Origin of the sequence: Brachybacterium alimentarium (assembly GCF_002332425.1) — a bacterium.
GTDB lineage: Bacteria > Actinomycetota > Actinomycetes > Actinomycetales > Dermabacteraceae > Brachybacterium > Brachybacterium alimentarium.
Window position 1 is genome coordinate 158,765 of the sequence record NZ_NRGS01000014.1, and the last position, 19,036, is coordinate 177,800.

Genomic DNA, 19,036 nt, shown 5'->3' on the forward strand with positions numbered 1-19,036 from the left:
GGCCGGACGGGGTGGCCGGGCACCGTTCGTTGCCGAGCTGTGCCCTGCAGGACCCCCGATCCGGACATTTCCTCCGGTAATGTCGAACGGTGATGGGGCTCTGCCGGTCGCACTGACGCGCAGGCATCCTCCCAGTCATCGGCATGTTCAAAGGAGAACTCCCATGCGTCGCAGAAACTTCCTCCTCCTCTCCGGCACCGGCCTCGCCGCGACCGGTCTCGCCGCCTGCGGCAGCAGCGGCGGATCAGGGTCCGACGGCGGCGGTGGATCGGACGTCGAGGTCTTCACCTGGTGGGCGCAGGGTTCCGAGAAGGCCGGCCTGGATGCCCTGATGGAGCAGTTCGAGAAGGACTATCCGGACCTCACCTTCGTCAACGGCTCGGTCGCCGGCGGCGCCGGCAGCGCTGCCAAGGACATGCTGCAGTCCCGCCTGCAGGCGGGCGATCCGCCGGACACCTTCCAGGCGCACGCGGGCCTCGAGCTCGCCGACTACATCGATGCGGGCCAGCTCGAGGACGTCTCCTCCCTCTACGAGGAGTACGGGCTCACGGAGGCCTTCCCCGATGATCTGGTCCAGCTGCTGACCGTCGAGGACGAGATCTACTCGGTGCCCTCGAACATCCACCGCTCGAACGTGGTGTGGACGAACACCGCGCTGCTGGAGGCCGCCGGGATCGACCCGTCCGCCGTCCCGGCCGACGTGGACGCCTTCATCGCCGACGTCGAGAAGGCCGCCGCCTCGGGTGTGACGGGACTGTCCGTCGGCACCACCTGGACGCAGGTCAACCTGCTCGAGGCGATCCTCATGGCCGACCTCGGCAGCGCCGGCTACAACGGCCTGTGGGACGGCGGGACGGACTGGTCCGGCAAGGACGTCACCACGGCGCTCGAGCACTTCTCGGCGCTGATGGAGCTCACCAACTCCGATCGCGACGGCCTGGACTGGACCGATGCCACCCAGCAGCAGATCGACGGCACGGCCGCCTACAACGTCATGGGCGACTGGGCGGTGGCCTCCTTCCAGCAGGCGGAATGGGCCGACGGCGAGGACTTCGGCTACTACCCGCTCGCCGGGGGCGACGAGAAGATCTTCGGCTTCCTGGCGGACTCGTTCACCCTGCCCGTCGGCGCCCCGAATCCCGACGGCGCCAAGGCCTGGCTGGACACGATCAGCTCGCAGGAGGGTCAGCTCGCCTTCTCGCTGGCCAAGGGATCGATCCCTGCACGCACCGATGTCGACACCGCCGACTTCCCCGCCTACCAGCAGACGGCCATCGAGTCCTATGCGGCGGACACAATCTGCTCCTCGCTCGCCCATGGCGCGGCGACCCCGGTCGCCTGGCTCAACCAGATCTCGGACGCCACGAGCAAGTTCACCACCGGCGCGAGCGATGTGGCCGGCTACCAGGAGGAGCTCGCCACGATCGCCGAGTCGAACACCTCGGCCTGATCACTGACCATCCCGACGCGAGCGCGCCCCGGCACCGGCCACGGCGCGCTCGCGTCCTGAGTCCCGGCTGCGCCGGGAGCAAGGAGCGGATGTGAAGGGCCTCCTCGGGCGCTACGGCGCCCCGCTCTTGATGATCCTGCCGTCGATCCTCCTCATCGGTGTCTTCGTGTACGGCCTGCTGGGCGCGAACTTCTGGACGTCGATGACCGACAACCACACGGCGGGGCAGGCCTCCGGCCGCAAGCCCGTCGTCTTCGTGGGACTGTCCAACTACCTCGACCTGCTCGCCACCGAGGACTTCCGCCACTCGCTGGTGAACCTGGTGCTGTTCACCGTCACCTTCCTGGTGGGCGCCCTGGTGGTCGGCTTCGTCTGGGCCTGGCTGCTGGAGCGCCCCATCGTGGGCGGCCGCGCCTTCCAGACCGTCTACCTGTTCCCGATGGCCATCAGCTTCGTCGCCTCCGGCGTGGTGTGGCGCTGGCTGCTGAACTCCAACCAGGGCGAGAGCGCGAGCGGCCTGAACCGGCTGTTCCAGATGATCGGCCTGGACTCCCTGCAGAACCCCTGGTGGAACAACGTCACCTTCGGGATCACGGCGATCGCGCTGCCCGCGATCTGGCAGCTCTCCGGCTACGTGATGGCCCTGTTCCTGGCCGGCTTCCGCGGGGTCCCCGAGGAGCTGCGCGAGGCCGCACGCATGGACGGCGCCTCCGAATGGCAGGTCTACCGCCTGGTGATCTTCCCGCAGCTGACCCCGGTGCTGATGAGCGCGGTGGTGATCATCGCCCACATGTCGCTGAAGTCCTTCGACCTGATCATGTCGATCTCCTCCCCGTCGGCATACCAGACCAAGGTCCCCGCGGTGGACATGTTCGTGTTCAAGTCGAGCTTCGACTACGCCAATTCCGCGGCGGTCGGCGCCTTCCTGCTGATCATCATCGCGTTCCTGATCATCCCGTATCTCGTCCAGCAGCATCGGAGCCGCACCCGATGAGCACCTCCGCCTCCACCACGTCCGTCGCCGCCCCCGCGCCGACACCCTCCTCCCAGCGCCCCGGCACCGGATTCCGCTGGGCACGGCTGCTGCGCTATCTCGTGGTCCTGGCCGGGGTGGTCGTGGTGCTGATCCCCGTCTACATCCTGGTCATCACGAGCTTCAAGGGCATCGGGGACGCCACCCCGTCCCGGGCCTGGGCGCTGCCGACCACCTGGACCACCGAGAACTGGACGCAGGCCTGGGACACCCTCGCGCCGTCGATCCTGCGCAGCCTGCAGATGGTGATCCCCTCGACGATCATCTCCGCCGTGCTGGGCTGCATGAACGGTTTCGTGCTCTCGCGCTGGCGATTCCCCGGAGCGGACATCGTCTTCACACTGATCCTGTTCGGCATGTTCCTGCCGTACCAGGCGGTGATGATCCCCCTGATGCAGATGCTGCTGTGGGCGGGCGTCCCCAACGGCGTGCCCTCGCTGATCCTGCTGCACGTGGTGTTCGGCATCCCGATCACCACGCTGATCTTCCGCAACTACTTCGAGTCCGTCCCGCACGAGCTCATCGAGTCCGCGAAGGTCGACGGCGCGGGCATGTTCCGCACCTTCTGGCACATCGGGCTGCCGCTCGCGGTGCCGGGCTTCGTGGTGGTGCTGATCTGGCAGTTCACCAACGCGTGGAACGACTTCCTGTTCGCCGTCTTCTTCTCCTCCCCAGCCAACGGCCCGGTGACGTTGGCGCTGAACAACCTGGCCAACGGCGCTCTGCTGACCAACTACGGGATCTCGATGGCGGGCGCCCTGCTCGCCTCACTGCCCACGCTGGTGGTGTACATCCTGCTCAGCAAGTACTTCCTGGCCGGGCTGATGCAGGGCTCCGTGAAGGGCTGAGCGAGGGCGGGAAGGGGCGCCGACCCTCACGCGGACGCGCTGACGGTCACGCGGTGGGATATGCGTCGATCAGGGCATCCGCGGTCCGCTCATCGATCACCAGGTCCGAGATGTGCCCGCCGACGAGTGCCGCATGGAGAGCGCCGATCTTGTGGATCCCCGAGACCGCGCAGATCCGTCGCGGTATGGACCGCAGGGCATCGAGGTCCGGCCCGCTGGTGCGCGCGTTCAGGCGCACGGGCGCACTGTCCCCGGCGGCATCGAAGAAGGACGTCGCGATGTCGCCGACGGCCCCGTCCTCCTCGAGCAGCCGGAAGTCCGAGTCATCCAGGAAGCTCCCGTACAGGTGAGGCGCGCTGGGCAGTCCGGCGGACACCGTGCCCACGTTGAACAGGAAGACATCGGCGTTCTGGGTGAGCTGCGTCGTCTGCAGGATCAGACGATCACGCCCCAGAGCTCCCGCGAGACCCGGGGTATCGAAGAACAGCGGCAGCGGACGCTGCAGCACGTTCGCCCCGAAGGCGTGCCCATACCGATCCATCATCGCGTGGGCATAGTGCACACCGACGGCCGTACCATTCCCCATCCCGTTGACCTGGACGACACGGCAGTTCGTGACCGCCTTGGGCCGCAGCCTGATGCTGACGGCATTGGCCATGGTCCCCCACGCCACGGCGAGCACCACATCAGAGGTCACGACGTCGCGCAGCAGACGGGCTGCGACCTCCGCCGTCCGCGCGTGCTTCTCCTCGGCCGGGGCCTCCTCGGCGACGGGGACGACGAGCGGACGCACCCCGTACCTGCTCGCCAGGCGCTCCGCGAGTCGTGACGCCAGCGCACCGGGTTGGAACACCTTGATCTCCACGATGCCCTCCTCACGGGCACGCGCCAGCAGGCGGGAGACCGTGGCGCGAGAGGTCTCCAGCTCCCGCGCCACCGCATCCATCGTCTTCTTCTCCACGTAGTACGCGACCGCCGCACGCACCGCGCGTCCGTCCTGATCGGACGTGATCTCCGGACCCTCGACGGGCGATCGTTCCTCAGAGCTGTGCATGCCCGGATCCTGCCAGAGCCGGCCCGAGTTCGCCGCTGCTCCGCTCTTCGGTGCACCACCGTTCATCCGTTGCTCACGATACGGCCACCGGCCGGTTGATCGGAGAGGCCGGTCCACCGCCCGAGAATTCCCTGGCAGGGTCGCCAAGCGACGACATCGTGGAGTGCGCATCCGTTCACGCCACCGCAAACACGCACGTGACGCCGCGCACCCTCATCACCATCGACGAACATCCGTTCATCGCCCTTGTGCGCCCCGGAGTCACTCTGCACGCTCTGACTGAGCACACAAAACCTCCCGTCGAGAAGGGCGCGTGACGATGCGGGAATACACCAGGAGCCTCACCATCGAGAAGGCCACCGATGTCGTGGTCGTCGGCAGCGGCCCAGCAGGCCTGGCCGCGGCGATCGCAGCAGCACGCGGCGGCGCATCGGTCCGACTGGTCGAGCGGTACGGATTCCTCGGAGGGAACCTGACCGGCGGGCTCGTCGGACCCTGCATGACCTCGTTCTCACTGGACGGAAAGACTCAACTCATCCGGGGGATCTTCGATGAGTTCGTGCGGAGGATGGAGTCGTTGGGCGGGGCCGTCCATCCTTCACAGACAGTGTCGGGCAGCCCGTATTCCGGATTCATGACTTTCGGTCATGAGGCCGTCACCCCGTTCGATCCAGAGGTTGCCAAGCGGGTATCGATGGAGATGGCTCTCGAGGCCGGCGTCGAGCTCCTGCTTCACTCCATGGTCGTGGATACCGTGGTGGAGGATGGAACGGTCACCGGAATAGTTATCGCGCACAAGGGAGGCATGTCGTTCGTCCCGGCCACCGTAACCATTGATGCCAGCGGGGACGGCGACGTCGCCGCCCGAGGCGGCGCCGCCTTCGACTATGGCCGCGACTCCGACGGCGGCGTACAGCCGATGACCTTGTTCTTCCGGGTGCGCGACGTTGATGACGAGGCGGTCAGCGCCTACCAGGCAGAGCACCCGGATGAGCGTTTCCCCTTCCAGTCCATCGTGGAGCGAGCACACGAGGCGGGGACGTATTCTTTGCCCCGTCGCGGGGTGCAGCTGTTCAAGACCCTGGAATCCGGGGTATGGCGGGTCAACACCACCAGGGTCACCGGGGTCAACGGCACGAACGTCCATGACCTCACCACGGCAGAGGTGGCCGCCCGCCAGCAAGTAGTACAGCTGCTGGAGTTCTTCCATCACGAGTTGCCCGGTATGGGCTCCTGTCGCCTGCTCGACACCGCCAGCACCATCGGGGTGAGAGAGACCCGCCGCATCGTCGGCATCTACTCGATCACGCTCGACGACCTCGTCGCGGGCCGCGCTTTCGACGATGTCATCGCTGTGGCGGGGTATCCGGTCGACATCCACAGTCCTACTTCGATCAACGGTCCTTTCGACGATGGTGTCCCGCCGACGGCGAATGTGTACGAGATCCCATACCGCGCACTTGTTCCGGCACAGCTGGATGGCCTGATCATGGCAGGCCGGTGCATCTCCGGCAGCCATGAAGCACTCGCCGCAATCCGTGTCATGCCGCCCGCCTTCGCTATCGGCGAAGCTGCCGGGGTCGCCGCAGCCCGCGCCGTCTTCACCCACCTCGAGCCGCGCGAGGTCGACGTCGCCGACCTTCAGACACGACTGCTCAACTCTGGTGCTTACCTCGGCGCTCGCATGGACATACCCGACCTCATGATCACGTCGAACTCCTGAGCCCATCCGCAGCCGCACAGTCAGTCAAAGGAGACTCAACCATGAGACGCCGTACATTTTCTTTCGCCGCAGCGGCAACGGCCGCCGGCCTCACCCTGTCCTCCTGCAATGGATCGAGCAGCGCCGAACGCGGGCCGAACGACGAAATCATCGTGACCTTCTGGCACTCGATGCGGGGGAACAACGCCGAACAGCTCGAGGGGTTTGTGCAGGAATTCAATGACTCCCAGGACGATGTCCGTATCGACGCTTCGTTCCAGGGCATGTACGACGAGGCGCAGACGAAGCTGATGCAACTCGCCGGCACGAAAGACGCCCCCGATCTGATGCAGCTGGGGTCTGGGGCGAAGCGGGAGATCATCGACAGCGGCATCGCGAGACCGATGCAGGAGCTGGTCGACGCCGCCGGTTTCGATACCTCGACGATCCAGCCGAGCATCCTGCAGTCCCGGCAAGTCGACGAGATGCTCCATTCGATGCCACAGGCAACTTCAGCCACTGTGCTGTTCTTCAACCGCGAGCTGTTCGAGAAAGGGGGGTTGGATCCTGACGATCCACCCCAAACGTACTCCGAGATCCGGGATGCCTCGCAGGCGCTGGTCGACTCCGGACTCGTCGACCATGGCATCGCGATGCTCACGGACGGTGGCCCGTTCACCGACCTGATGGCCAACCAGGGCGAGCTCCTGTACGACCACGACAACGGCAGATCCGGGAAGCCCACCACGGCTATCTTCAACTCCCATGCTGGCGTCGAAACGATGACGTGGATCCGGGATCTCCACGAGGACCGGTTGCTAGCGAACTTCGGCCGCTCCTACGACGACCTCCGCCCTCCGTGGTACACCGGAGATGTGGCGATGATCCTCGACACCAGCGCTGCCTCCATCATTCATGACGGGGAGACCGACTTCGAGGTCGGTGCCGGATACGTCCCGGTCCCCGACGGTGTCGACCCGCAGGGGCCGACGATTGGGGGCGCCGATCTCTGGATCTTCGCCGACTCCCCGGAGGAGACGCAGACAGCGGCATTCGAGTTCGTCGATCATCTGCTGTCCCCTGACGTACAGGCGCGGTGGGCAGCCGGCACCGGGTATTACCCGATCACCACCGCGTCCTACGACGAACCCGCTTTGACGACCGCGATGGAGGAGATCGAATCGATCCGGGTCGCCAATGAACAGGTCGGGGATACCGAGACTACCCCGGCGTCGCTGGGGATCATCGCCGGTGTCACGCCGTCGGAGTACGTCGCGGACGCCTGGGAGCAGATTTACGACGGAGCGGATCCGAAGGATGAGCTGGATGCCGCCGCCAAGGAGGTCACGGGCGCTCTTGAGTCCTACAACGATGCCAACGACTGAGCGGGGGAGAAAGCGTCGCCGGCGCTCCTGGGTGGAGGTGGCCAGCGGCATCGGGTATCTCTCCCCCGCGTTGCTGATCCTGGGGGTGTTCCTCTTCTACCCGTTGGTCAAGACCGGGTACCTCAGCGCCTTCGTCACGAACGTGCGTGGCGATGCAGTGAACCTGGCGGGCCTGGAGAACTACTGGAACGTCTTCACCTCGTCGACCTTCCTGCCCTCGATGCGCGTCACACTCCTGTTCACCCTCATGACGGTGCCGTGCACCATCGTCATCGCGTTGCTGCTGGCCGTGATGACCAACCGACGGCTGCGCGGCATCACGGTGTTCCGCACGACCTATGCCTCCACCATGGCCGTTTCCGCGGCGGCGGCCGCGGTGATGTTCCGCGCCCTGTTCCACCCCAGCTCCGGAGCGTTCAACAAGATTCTCGATCTGGTGGGCCTGCCCGGTGTCGGCTGGCTGACGGACCCCGCCGTTGCGCTGATCTCCGTGGCCCTCACAACCATCTGGATGAGCCTGGGGTTCAACTTCCTCGTGCTGCTAGGCGGTCTGCAGTCCATTCCCGACGAGCTCTACGAATCCGCCATGATCGACGGAGCGGGGAGCTGGCGCCGACTGGTGAACGTCACGATCCCCCTGCTCTCACCAGTGCTGCTGTTCGTCGGGATCGTGCTGGTGATCGATTCGTTCCAGTCCTTCGGGCAGATCGACATCCTCACCCAGGGCGGGCCCGCCGGGGCGACGAACCTGATCGTGTACGAGATCTACCAGAACGCCTTCCCCCGGAACCAGGTCGGGTTCGCCAGTGCCCAGGCCGTCGTCCTCTTCGTGATCGTCCTCGTGCTGACGGCTCTCCAGTTCAAGTTCTCCGAGAAGAAGGTGCATTACCAGTGACGCCCGTGACCGGCCGGTGGTCCAAGGTCATCACCTACACAGTGCTCGTCGCGCTCGCACTGATGACAGCTTTCCCGGTGCTCTACGCCCTCTCGGTGAGCCTGATGTCGCAGGAGGACTTCAATGCAGGTGCCTTCTTCCCCACCGAGTTCACGCCCGAGAACTATGCCCGCGCGACGGAGAGCTTCCCGCTACTGAAGTACCTTCTGAACTCCATGGTCATGTCGCTGCTGGTAACGATGGCGCTGCTCGTCACCAGTTCGACGGCGGCTTTCGCATTCACCTTCGTAAAGTTCCGCGGGCGCAGCTTCTTCTTCGCGGTGATCATCAGCACGATGATGATCCCCTGGGAAGCGACGATCATCGTGAACTTCCAGACCGTGCGGGACCTCGATTGGCTCAATACCTTCGCAGGTCTGTCCGTCCCGTCGTTCGCCACCGCCTTCGGCATCTTCCTGCTGCGACAGTCCTTCCTCACCCTCCCGAACGATCTTTACGACGCGGCACGGATCGACGGCTGCCCTCGCCGGCGCTTCTTCGTGACCATGGTGCTGCCCCTGTCGCGGCCGATGCTCGCCACGCTAGCCGTGTACGGATTCCTGACCACCTGGAACAAGTATCTGTGGCCGCTGCTGGTGACCAGCGATGACAGCGTGCGCACCGTACAGATCGGGCTGAAGATGATGCAGGGCGAGGAGATGACCGCTTGGCCGGTGGTGATGGCAGCCGTGGTGATGGCGATCGTGCCGACCGTGGTGGTGCTGCTGGTCGGAGTTCGAAGTCTGCAACGAGGCCTGATGTCAGGAGCATTGAAAGGATGACCATGAGATACACCCACGATGGCAAGCGGCGCAAAGCACTCTTCGTCGGCTTCGACGGAGTCCGCGACGACGTCCTGCGAGCGCTCGCCCCGCCTGCGGTCCAGGATCTGGCCTCCCACGGCCGCTGGTGGACGACGACCTTGCCAGACGTCGACGTCGCACCGACGGTCACCGCGGTTGGCTGGTCGACTCTTCTCACCGGGGTCTGGCCTTCGACGCACAAGGTCTCCGGGAACGAGGACGAGTTCCACCTGCTGCACCGCTATCCGTCCGTGCTCACCCGCGCGTACAGCGCAGACCGCGAGATCCGCACCTACGCAGCAGCATCGGCGCTCATCTTCGGCACCCACTACGGGCCCGGCCCGATCCTGGGTCCCGGGGTCAACAAGCTCTCGTTCTTCGATCGCCGCGACTACCGCGAGGGATTCTCGGACACCGATCCCCTGGTGCTCGACGAGGCCGTCCGGGAGCTTCGCACCGGGGAGCATGACCTGTCCTTCGTCTACTTCGGACAGGCCGACAAGGTGGGTCATGAGCATGGCGTGGGCGATGAGTACCGCGAGGTGATCGGCGTGCTGGATGACTATCTGGGGCGGCTTCTCGAGGCCGTGCGCAGGCGGCCGACATACGACCGGGAGGAGTGGCTGGTCATGCTCAGCACCGATCACGGGCATCTCGACGAGGGTGGACACGGCGGCGGGTCCTGGCAGGAACGCCAATCGTTCATCATCGCCGGACTTCTGAGCGGCACGACCGATGCGAAATGGCGTGAGGAGGCAGAGCCGGTGGACCTCGCCCCGACCCTCATGGACCATCTAGCGGTCCCGGTCGATCCAGCATGGGGCTATCCCGGCACCACACTGTGCAGCTGATCGGCCCGCACCAGCGGAGCTGCCGGTGGCGCCTCACTCGCCGGGCGACCAAGACCCCCCGGGGACGACACCGATGCCGCCGAGGGACCCGCACGGGGCCCGTTGTTCGAACAATCGCTCGTGGAGCGCTCCAGCCCGATGTTGTTGTCGCTCCGAGCCCGTCCAACACTGATCGCAAGGACACTCCAATGGCCGACAATGCCGTCACTTTCAATCGCCGACGACTCCTCGCACTGACACCGCTGCCCCTGGCGGCCGCTCTCCCAGGCCCGTCGGCTCTGCCAGCGCAGGCGGCCGAAACAACTCCAGGTGGAGGGCAGGTCATCGCCTTCGTCACCGATGTGCACCTCAACCCCGAAGAGGAGGTGAAGACCGCGCGTGCCCAAGCATGCGCCGATGCTCTGGTCGAGCTCGATCCGGATCTGGTCCTCCACGGCGGAGACCTCACCGATCACGGCACTACCCTGGCACTGCGTACCTGGATGGAGATGTTCCCGGCGTCGTTCCGCGACCGGATCCACCATGTCCCGGGCAACCACGAAGCCGCCTGGACCAACGACGCGTACGAGGCCTACGAGTCCGAGATCGGACCGAGGCAGTACTCGATCGACCTCGACGACATCCACATTGTCCTCAACGACGACTCCATCCCCGGGCAGAGTATCGCCGACTACGACGACCAAAAGGTAGCCTGGCTGCGCCGTGACCTGGCCAAGGCAGCCGGACGGCCCATTCTGGTGGTCTCCCACCACATCCTGGCGCTGACACCGAACCAGATCCGCAATGGCGACAAGGTGCTCGACGTTCTCACCGAGGCCGGGGCCGGGGCCTACCTGTGCGGACATATCCACAGCGAACGCTCCAACGTGGTCAACGGGCTGACCGAGCTTACCGGCGTCTCCAATGGCGCCGACCCTGGCTACTACCAGCTGACTCGGCACACCACCGAGGAGAGCGACGTGTTCGAGGTGGAACGCGTCGACATCGCGGACCCCACCAAGCCCGAGGCCGAGCCCGGCCGCCATTCACTTCCTGCAATCGACCTGGCGCCGACCGACCGTAATCGGCTCCGGCCCGGGCGGGCCGAGGCTCGTGTCACGGCGGAGGGGCTGAAGATCGAGGTAGACCTGGGACCCGATGCCCAGGTTGAGAAGGTCGAGGCTGCCGTGATGGGGCCGGAACTGGATAGCGGCAACATCGACGACTACCAGCCGCTGACTTCCGACGGGAACACGTGGACAGGCATTCTCGACCTGACCGATGTTCCGGCAGGGGAGAATCGCGCGTTGATCCGGGTCTCCGCTCCCGGTGGGGCCGGGCCCATAGGCGGGAACTTGTGGCGCACCACCCTCCACTTCGAGCTGGAGGGGTTCATCCCGGACTGGACGTTCACGCTTCGCGGTACGACCACCGCCGCGCTCATCGCAGACGAGGAGCTGGTGATCACTGCCACCACTGCTGGCCACATCTGGGCGCTGCGCAACGAAGGTCGCCGCGTCCGACCCGTCTGGCGGACCCACATCGGCCCCGTCCACAACGACCCGGTCGCCATCGCCGACCGGCACCAGATCTTTCTGCCCTCCTCGGACCACCACGTCTATGCGCTGGACTCCACCACTGGTGAGCGCCTGTGGCAGACCGATCTGGGCGCGCCGGTGATGTCGGACCTGGCAACGGCCTCGACCGACGACGGCCAGATCATTCTGGCGGTCGCTATCGACTCGCTGTACTGCCTGAACGCCGATGACGGCTCCCTCCGGTGGCAGCAGCAGCTGGCCGGATTCAGTCGCGGTCCCGCCACGTGCGACGGTGAGCAGATCTACCTCGGCCTCGCCGACGGCCATACCTGGGCCTTCGACGTACGCACCGGCGAACCAGGGTGGAGCATCGAGCAGGCCGGCGGCGAGACCAGCAAATACCACAGGATTCTCTACGGGCCCTGGCAGGCGCGTCGTCTGCTGCTCCCCGACGACGCGCTCCTGGCCTATAGCTTTGATTCGATGCGGGCAGTCAAACGCAGTAACGGTGAGTTGCTCTGGGAGCGCGAGGGTTCTTTCAGCGTCTGCCCTGGAGCCCGGATGTGGGGCGATCAGGTGCTGTCCGTCAGCAACAACGGCACCGTGCTGTTGCTCGACCCCGCTACTGGCGACGCGGATCTCGAGGTGGAGACGGTCCCATACATCAAGAATGCCGACTTCCTGATCCGAGACACCACTGTCATCATCACCAGCGTCGGCGGGCTGGTGGCCACGGTCGACCTGAATGACGGGGCCAGTGAGACTGTTGGTCAGATGGCTCCCGACTATGTGTTCTCCACACCAGTGCTGTCGCCAGACCAGAGTCACTACATCGCGGCCACGATGGGCGGCGAGCTGCGCAGCTATCCGCTGCCGTGACCTCAGGGAGAGCATCTGCATCTCGATCCGAGGGGCAACGAACCGGTCGAGTATGACGCAAGCTCAGCGTCCGGAGAAGATCGTCATCTGGGGTGCGATGCGGGGTGACCGTGACGCCCAGCACGAGGCTGCCGGGCATCGGGAGTGTTCCTGGTGGACATGGTTACCTTGGGCTGTCCATCAGGCGGCTCGGTGCCGGCCCGTCATCGATCCGAGTTCGATGCCCGTAGCCGACCGAGGGCGTGTTCCAGGTGCTTCCGGAGTCGCTGGTTCTCGGCGGTAAGGTCGCGGACGCGCGCGGTGGCGACCTCGAGGCGGCGTAGCAAGGATGCATCGGTCGAACGTTGGGACGCAGGCACCTGTGCGCCGGATCTGCCTCGTCGGAGGTCGCGCAGCCGTCGGATTTCGGCGCAGATGTCCTCCTGCGTGTAGAGCCAGGAGCGTGAGACTTGTGCCTTCTGGGCGACGATCTGGAAGGTGACCGGGAGGACCGTGGAGTTCCGCACCAGGACGCCGGCCGCTCAGGCCTCTGGGCCGAACGGCGTAATGGCCCGCATCGCGGCCGAGGTGTCGAGGTAGACGATCATTCCTCGCCCCGCAGATCGTCGAGGATCTCGCGGCTGCTGACGCCGTGCGCCAGCGGGATCGCCTCCAGATCGACGGGGCGGGCAGCACTTACCCTGCCCGCCTCTCGCAGAGCGTCGAGCGGGGAGCTGGAGTATGGGACCAGGCGGGCGAACGGCCGACCGTTGTTGGTGATCGAGATGGTCTCCCCGGCCTCGACCCGACGCAGGATCTCCGTGCTGTGATCACGCAGTTCGCGGTGCGTGATGGTGAACATGGCCCCAGAACTCCTGACGGTCGGATGCCTCATAACACGATGTAGCACACCCTAGCAAGCGAGCCGACCGGTACCGGTAGGCCCCTGGATCCGACGGTCAAGGATCACCCAGGGCCGGCCGCGGCGCCACACGCCGTCGTGACGCCAGCTGATGGCCATCCCGAGTAGCCTTGCCTACGGGAACGTTCACGAAGCCACGCCGGACGTCCCGCCCAGACTTCAGGAGGAGCCTCACCGATGAGCACACCGCTGCCGCTCGCAGACCCGACCGACCGCTGGTGGGAGGAGCTGCCCGCCGGGCGCAACCGCCTGCGCGGCCGCGCTCACCTGCACTCCGATGCCGCCGAGCTGAGCCTCGACGGCACCTGGGACTTCCGCTACGGGACCCGCGCGGACGGCTCCGACCTGGGCGAGAGCGCCGAGATCGAGGTGCCCGGCCTGTGGCAGCTGCAGGGCTACGGCGCTCCGCAGTACACGAACGTCATCTACCCGATCCCGCGCGATGTCCCGCACGTGCCCGACGAGAATCCCACCGGGCACTACTCCCGCACCGTGACGGTCCCTGCGGATTGGGCCGAGCAGCTCTCCGGCGGCGCCCGCGTGCTGCTGCGCTTCCAGGGCGTGGACTCCGCCGCCAAGGTGTGGATCGACGGCCAGGAGATCGGCGTGACCGCCGGCTCCCGCCTGACCCAGGAGTTCGACGTCACCGACGCCCTCACCGCTGCGGACGCGCCCGGCGAGCACCGGCTGGACGTGCGCGTGGTGCAGTGGTCGGTGAACACCTACGTCGAGGACCAGGACATGTGGTGGGCCTCGGGCATCTTCCGCAGCGTGGACCTGCTGCTGCGGCCGGTCGGCGGCATCCATGACCTGGTCACGGTCGCGGACTTCGATCCGGCCACCGGGCGCGGCACGCTGCGCACCACCGCCTACGACGCCACCGGAGCCCCGCTCGCGGCGCGGGTCGAGGTGCCCGGCCTGGAGCTCTCCTCCCCCACCGGCGAGGACGCGCTCGATGTGGGCGAGGTGCGCCCGTGGTCCGCGGAGGATCCGCACCTGTATGACGTCACCGTGCGCACCGACTCCGAGACGGTCGGTCTGAAGATCGGCTTCCGCCGCGTCGAGGTCGACGGCGAGATCTTCCGCGTCAACGGCGAGCGCATCGTGTTCCGCGGCGTGAACCGGCACGAGGCGGATCCGGTGGTGGGCCGTGCCCAGCAGCTCGAGAACCAGGACCTCGACGTCGCGCTCATGAAGCAGCACAACCTCAACGCGGTGCGCACCTCCCACTACCCGCCCCATCAGCGGTTCCTCGAGGTGTGCGACGAGGCGGGGCTGTACGTGATCTGCGAGGGCGACTTCGAGACCCACGGCTTCCACGCCGATTCCACCTGGGGAGAGGACGGCTCCGGCGCCGCCGAGGGCCCCGCGCAGAACCCGCTGTTCGAGGAGTCGCTGGTGGAGCGGTCGGACCGCTTCGTGCGCCGCGACCGCAACCACGCCTCGATCGTCCTGTGGTCGATCGGCAACGAGGCCGCGAGCGGCCCGGTCACCGAGGCGATGGTCGCCCAGGTGCGGGAGACGGACTCCACGCGCCCCGTGATCTACGAGCAGGACTACTCCGCCTCCTACGTGGATGTCTTCTCGCTGATGTACTCCACCGTGGACGAGACCGAGCAGATCGGTCGGCGGGAGCTGACGCCCGAGTACCAGGACAAGCTCACGCGGATGCTGCGCAGCTTCGCGCTGGACGTCCCCGAGGGCAGCTTCGCGAACCCACCGGCGCTGACGAAGCCGTTCCTGTGGATCGAGTACGCCCACGCGATGGGCAACGGCGCCGGCTCCCTCAAGGAGTACATGGAGCTCACCGAGAAGTACCCGGCGCTGCACGGCGGCTTCATCTGGGAGTGGATCGACCACGGCCTGGAGACCACCGACGCCGAGGGCAACCGCATCTACGGCTACGGCGGAGACTTCGGCGAGCGCCTGCACGACTCCAACTTCGTGGCCGACGGGCTCGTCCTGCCGGACCGCACCGCGTCCCCCGCCCTGCTGGATGCGAAGCACCACTACTCCCCGGTGGGCCTCGTCGTCTCCCCCGGCAGCGTGCGGCTCACCAACCGCTATGCCTTCTCCGACCTCTCGCACCTGCGCGCCGAGGTGTCCCTCGACTCCCAGGCGAGCTGGCAGGAGCTCGAGCTGCCGCAGATCGCCCCGGGCGAGACCGCCGAGGTGGCGCTGCCCGAGCACGAGGGCGCGACCACCACGGTGCGGCTCACCACCCGCGAGGCGCAGGGCCCGGTCCCTTCGGGTCACCTGATCGTCGCCGCGGATCACGTGGACTCCGAGCGCCTGCGCGCCCAGACCGCCCCGTCGGCCGGTGCGGCCCTTGCCCCGCAGCAGGACGAGGACGGCTCCTGGACCCTCGGGCCGGCCCGGTTCGATGATCTGGGCCGCCTCGTGGGCGTCGGCGCGCTGAAGATCGAGCAGGCGGGCGTGGACCTGTACCGCGCTCCGGTGGACAACGAACGCTCCCGCACCCGGTACCCGCTCGAAGCCCGCTGGAAGCGGATCGGACTGGACGTCGCCCGGCGCCGCCTGGTCGAGATCAGCGCCGAGGACGCCGCCGACGGCGCGGCCCTGGTGGTCCGCAGCCGGCTGGGCCTGGACGGCTCGGCGCTCGGGGCCGACGTCACCGAGCGCTGGAGCGCAGACCAGGACGGTCTCTCCGTGCAGGTCACCGTGTCCCCGTCGGAGATCTGGCCGCAGGACCTGCCGCTGCCGCGCATCGGCTGGAGCTTCGCCCTGCCGTCGGCGCCCGATCACGTCGAGTACTCCGGCTACGGTCCGCACGAGTCCTACCCGGACACCGGCGGCGGAACGACCTTCGCCGCCTGGTCCTCCTCCCTCGCGGACTTCCAGGTGCCGTACGTGTTCCCGCAGGAGAACGGCAACCGGGCGCACGTGGTCACCGCGGTGCTGAGCGGTGGCTCCGGGGGCGCTCTCGAGCTGCGCTCCCCCGAGGGTCTGGGGCTCGCGGTGCGACCGTGGTCCAGCGCCGAGCTCGATAAGAAGGCGCACGACGGGGCGCTGCGCCCGGACGGCCGCACCTGGGTGACCCTGTCGGCGGCGCTGCAGGGCGTCGGCTCCGCGGCCTGCGGGCCCGAGCCGCTGCCGCAGTACGTGCTCTCGGCGCGCGAGGAGACCTTCTCGTTCCGCCTGGCGCCCTCGCAGGCCTGACCCGACACCTCGCCGTGATCGTCGCGACGCCCCGGGCCGATAGTCTGGTCCGGGGCGTCGCGCGGCGTTTCGTGGATACGGCACAGGGAGACGCATGACTCAGGGGTACGGACCGAACAACGGGCAGCAGCCGCAGTGGGGCCAGGGGGACCAGAACCCGCAGCAGCCGGCTCAGCCGCAGTGGCAGCCGGCCCCGCAGCCGCAGTCCCCCGCGCAGCCGCAGTGGCAGCCGGCCTCCCCGGCGCCCACTCCCGCACCGGGCGGCTACCCGGGCGCCCCGGCCGCTGCCGCCTATCCCGGCGCCCCCGGGCACTCCGCACCGAACGGCGTCGGCTCCGGAGCCGGCTCAGGCTCCGGCTCGAGACTCGCGAAGCTCACCCAGTGGATGCTGATCCTGGTGGCCGCCGTGATCGTGGTGCGCGTGATCCGCGAGATCGTCAGCATCGTGACGTCCCTCGTCGGGAATGCGGCCATGAGCAGCGGCTCCATGGACAACGGCATGGCCGTCGCCGGCGGAGGCGTCATCGTCGGTCTGCTCTTCCTGCTCGTGAACGGGCTGGTCTCGCTGGGCCTGCTCGTCCTCTCGATCATGGTGGCTGTGCAGTCCACGGGGCGCGGACGCGCGGGCGCGATCATCGTCGCGGCGACCCTCGTGGTGTCCGTCATCGTGTACTGGATCTTCTCCGGCATCTTCACCGCCGTCCTCTACAACGCCGGTGACTTCTCCACCATCCAGACCGTATCGATCATCTCTGTCGTGGTCGAGATCGTCCGTCTGCTCGTCGTGTTCGCCGGCCTCATCGTCGGTGGCCTGATGGCGCGGAACTGGGTGAAGCGCAACGCGTGACCCTCGCGCCACCTCCCCTCTTGCCGGCGACGGCCCGTCCCCTCAGGGGTCGGGCCGTCGCTCTGTCACGACCGGTCAGCCGCAGGGGTCCGGGGTCAGGGGTCAGGGGCTCAGCGAGGAGCGCCGTAGTACGCGCCGGTCGTCTCCTCGCGCAGAGCGTCGAAGTCGCCGCTGTGCAGCGCGGCGCGGATGCGGTCCACCAGGCGCACCACGAAGCGCTCGTTGTGGATCGTGCACAGCGTCGAGGAGAGCATCTCCTTGGCCCGGAACAGATGGTGCACGTAGGCGGCGGTGTAGTGCGTGCAGGTGTAGCAGTCGCAGGCCTCGTCGATCGGTGCGAACTGCCGGCGGTACCGCGAACCGGTGAGGTTCACCCGCCCGGTGCGGGTGTAGACCGCGCTGTTGCGGGCCACCCGGGACGGGGAGACGCAGTCGAAGGTGTCCGCACCGGAGGCGATCGCCACGAAGAGGTCGTCGACCTCGCTGATGCCCAGCAGGTGGCGGGGCTTGGCCTCGGGCAGCTCGTCGGTCACCCAGTCCACGATGGTGCCGAGGTTCTCCTTCTCGAGCGCGCCGCCGATCCCGAAGCCGTCGAAGCTCCAGCCTTCCACGTCCATCGCGCCGAGGTCCCGGGACGCCTGCCGGCGCAGGTCCTCGTACTGGGCGCCCTGGATGACGCCCCACAGCTGCTGGTAGGGGCGATGCGTGCGGTCCGCGGTGAGCCGGGCGTGCTCGGCGAGGCAGCGGATCGCCCACAGCCGGGTGCGCTCGAGGGCCTGCTCCTGGTAGCGGCGGGAGTTCATGAGCGTGGTGAGCTCGTCGAAGGCGAACATGATGTCCGCCCCCAGGCCGTGCTGGATCTGCATGGAGATCTCGGGCGTGAAACGGTGCTCGTCGCCGTTGATGAAGGAGCGGAAGGTGACCCCGTCGTCGTCGACGTGGGCGAGGCGCTCCTTGCCCTCGGCGACGGCGTCGTCCTCCCCGGAGGAGGTGCGGGCCTTCTCCCCGCCGGAGAACTCGCTCGAGAGCACCTTCTTGAAGCCCGCGCCGAGGCTCATCACCTGGAAGCCGCCGGAGTCGGTGTAGGTGGGGCCGGGCCAGTTCATGAAGGCGCCCAGGCCCCCGGCCTCGTCGATCAGGTCGTGGCCGGGCTGGAGGTAGAGGTGGTAGGCGTTGGCGAGCAGCGCCTGGGTGCCCAGATCGCTCATCGACTCCGGCAGCACGGCCTTGACGGTGGCCTTGGTGCCGACGGGGATGAAGGCGGGGGTCGCGATCTCGCCGTGCGGAGTGGTGATCACGCCGGCGCGGGCCTTGTCCCCGTGGCGTGCCGTGACCTCGAACCCGGTCTCGGCCCGGCCCGGATGGGCGGAGGGCGCAGGGACGGAGGGTCCCGCGGCGGTGGGCAGCGGCGGCGTCGGCTCGGGGGCGTCGGTGGTCACTGGCTCATGGTCCCACGACGTCCCCCGCCCGGACGTGCCGGATCGCCACCGCGACGCGCATCACGCCCGCAGGGTCCGGTGCCCGTCAGCGCGGCCCGCCACGTCGCGCAGACGTCGATCCACTAGAATCCAGCCGAGCACTGCCCACGCCCCACCGGCGCGGCAGACGCTCAGGCCGCCGCAGCACGGAAGGGGATCGCGATCAGTTCGCCT

Annotated in this window: 14 protein-coding genes; 11 read left to right on the top strand and 3 right to left on the bottom strand. The window is 67.4% G+C overall.

The window, feature by feature from the left end:
• Positions 1–163: 163 nt before the first annotated feature.
• The 3 genes from CIK71_RS09885 to CIK71_RS09895 all read left to right on the top strand — a co-directional run bounded on the left by CIK71_RS09885 (position 164) and on the right by CIK71_RS09895 (position 3,331).
• Positions 164–1,450, top strand: a complete 1,287-nt coding sequence (locus CIK71_RS09885; protein ID WP_096165346.1) for an ABC transporter substrate-binding protein — start codon at positions 164–166, stop codon at positions 1,448–1,450.
• A 91-nt stretch (positions 1,451–1,541) separates the two neighbouring features.
• Positions 1,542–2,444, top strand: a complete 903-nt coding sequence (locus CIK71_RS09890) for a carbohydrate ABC transporter permease (RefSeq protein ID WP_096165348.1) — start codon at positions 1,542–1,544, stop codon at positions 2,442–2,444.
• Entirely contained in the window at positions 2,441–3,331 is an 891-nt protein-coding gene (locus tag CIK71_RS09895) for a carbohydrate ABC transporter permease (RefSeq protein WP_096165349.1), read from the top strand. The genes CIK71_RS09890 and CIK71_RS09895 overlap by 4 nt, the downstream gene beginning before the upstream one ends.
• Before the next feature lie 46 nt (positions 3,332–3,377).
• Here the strand turns inward: CIK71_RS09895 and CIK71_RS09900 are convergent, their stop codons facing one another.
• The gene (locus tag CIK71_RS09900) at positions 3,378–4,385 is read right to left on the bottom strand and encodes a sugar-binding transcriptional regulator (protein WP_176485603.1); all 1,008 of its coding nucleotides are present in this window, start codon (positions 4,383–4,385) and stop codon (positions 3,378–3,380) included.
• A gap of 319 nt (positions 4,386–4,704) precedes the next feature.
• On the opposite strand from CIK71_RS09900, the gene CIK71_RS09905 reads away from it, so the two are divergent.
• The 6 genes from CIK71_RS09905 (at position 4,705) to CIK71_RS09930 (ending at position 12,456) form a co-directional block, all read left to right on the top strand.
• Positions 4,705–6,108 (top strand): FAD-dependent oxidoreductase, encoded by a 1,404-nt coding sequence (locus CIK71_RS09905; protein ID WP_096165427.1) that lies wholly within the window; start codon positions 4,705–4,707, stop codon positions 6,106–6,108.
• 41 nt (positions 6,109–6,149) lie between these two features.
• Positions 6,150–7,472: an ABC transporter substrate-binding protein gene (locus CIK71_RS09910; RefSeq protein ID WP_096165353.1), complete on the top strand. Its 1,323-nt coding sequence runs from the start codon at positions 6,150–6,152 to the stop codon at positions 7,470–7,472.
• A 37-nt stretch (positions 7,473–7,509) separates the two neighbouring features.
• Entirely contained in the window at positions 7,510–8,367 is an 858-nt protein-coding gene (locus CIK71_RS09915; protein WP_217990162.1) for a carbohydrate ABC transporter permease, read from the top strand.
• Positions 8,364–9,188 (top strand): carbohydrate ABC transporter permease, encoded by an 825-nt coding sequence (locus CIK71_RS09920; protein WP_217990163.1) that lies wholly within the window; start codon positions 8,364–8,366, stop codon positions 9,186–9,188. Before CIK71_RS09915 ends, CIK71_RS09920 begins: the two co-directional genes overlap by 4 nt.
• Before the next feature lie 2 nt (positions 9,189–9,190).
• On the top strand, positions 9,191–10,060 hold the full coding sequence (locus CIK71_RS09925) for an alkaline phosphatase family protein (RefSeq protein WP_176485604.1): 870 nt from the start codon (positions 9,191–9,193) through the stop codon (positions 10,058–10,060).
• A 188-nt stretch (positions 10,061–10,248) separates the two neighbouring features.
• A complete protein-coding gene (locus tag CIK71_RS09930; protein ID WP_176485605.1) occupies positions 10,249–12,456 on the top strand; it encodes an outer membrane protein assembly factor BamB family protein in 2,208 nt (735 codons plus the stop codon).
• Positions 12,457–13,039: 583 nt separating this feature from the next.
• On the opposite strand, the gene CIK71_RS09940 is transcribed toward CIK71_RS09930, so the two are convergent.
• Positions 13,040–13,297 (bottom strand): type II toxin-antitoxin system Phd/YefM family antitoxin, encoded by a 258-nt coding sequence (locus tag CIK71_RS09940; RefSeq protein ID WP_096165361.1) that lies wholly within the window; start codon positions 13,295–13,297, stop codon positions 13,040–13,042.
• 237 nt (positions 13,298–13,534) lie between these two features.
• Between CIK71_RS09940 and CIK71_RS09945 the strand changes: the two genes are divergently transcribed.
• A complete protein-coding gene (locus CIK71_RS09945; protein WP_096165362.1) occupies positions 13,535–16,537 on the top strand; it encodes a glycoside hydrolase family 2 TIM barrel-domain containing protein in 3,003 nt (1,000 codons plus the stop codon).
• A gap of 94 nt (positions 16,538–16,631) precedes the next feature.
• A complete protein-coding gene (locus CIK71_RS09950) occupies positions 16,632–17,384 on the top strand; it encodes a hypothetical protein (protein WP_096165364.1) in 753 nt (250 codons plus the stop codon).
• 110 nt (positions 17,385–17,494) lie between these two features.
• On the opposite strand, the gene tgt is transcribed toward CIK71_RS09950, so the two are convergent.
• Positions 17,495–18,823 carry a tRNA guanosine(34) transglycosylase Tgt gene (gene tgt, locus CIK71_RS09955; RefSeq protein WP_420807329.1) on the bottom strand — a complete coding sequence of 443 codons (1,329 nt, stop codon included), beginning with the start codon at positions 18,821–18,823 and terminating at the stop codon, positions 17,495–17,497.
• Positions 18,824–19,036 lie beyond the last annotated feature (213 nt).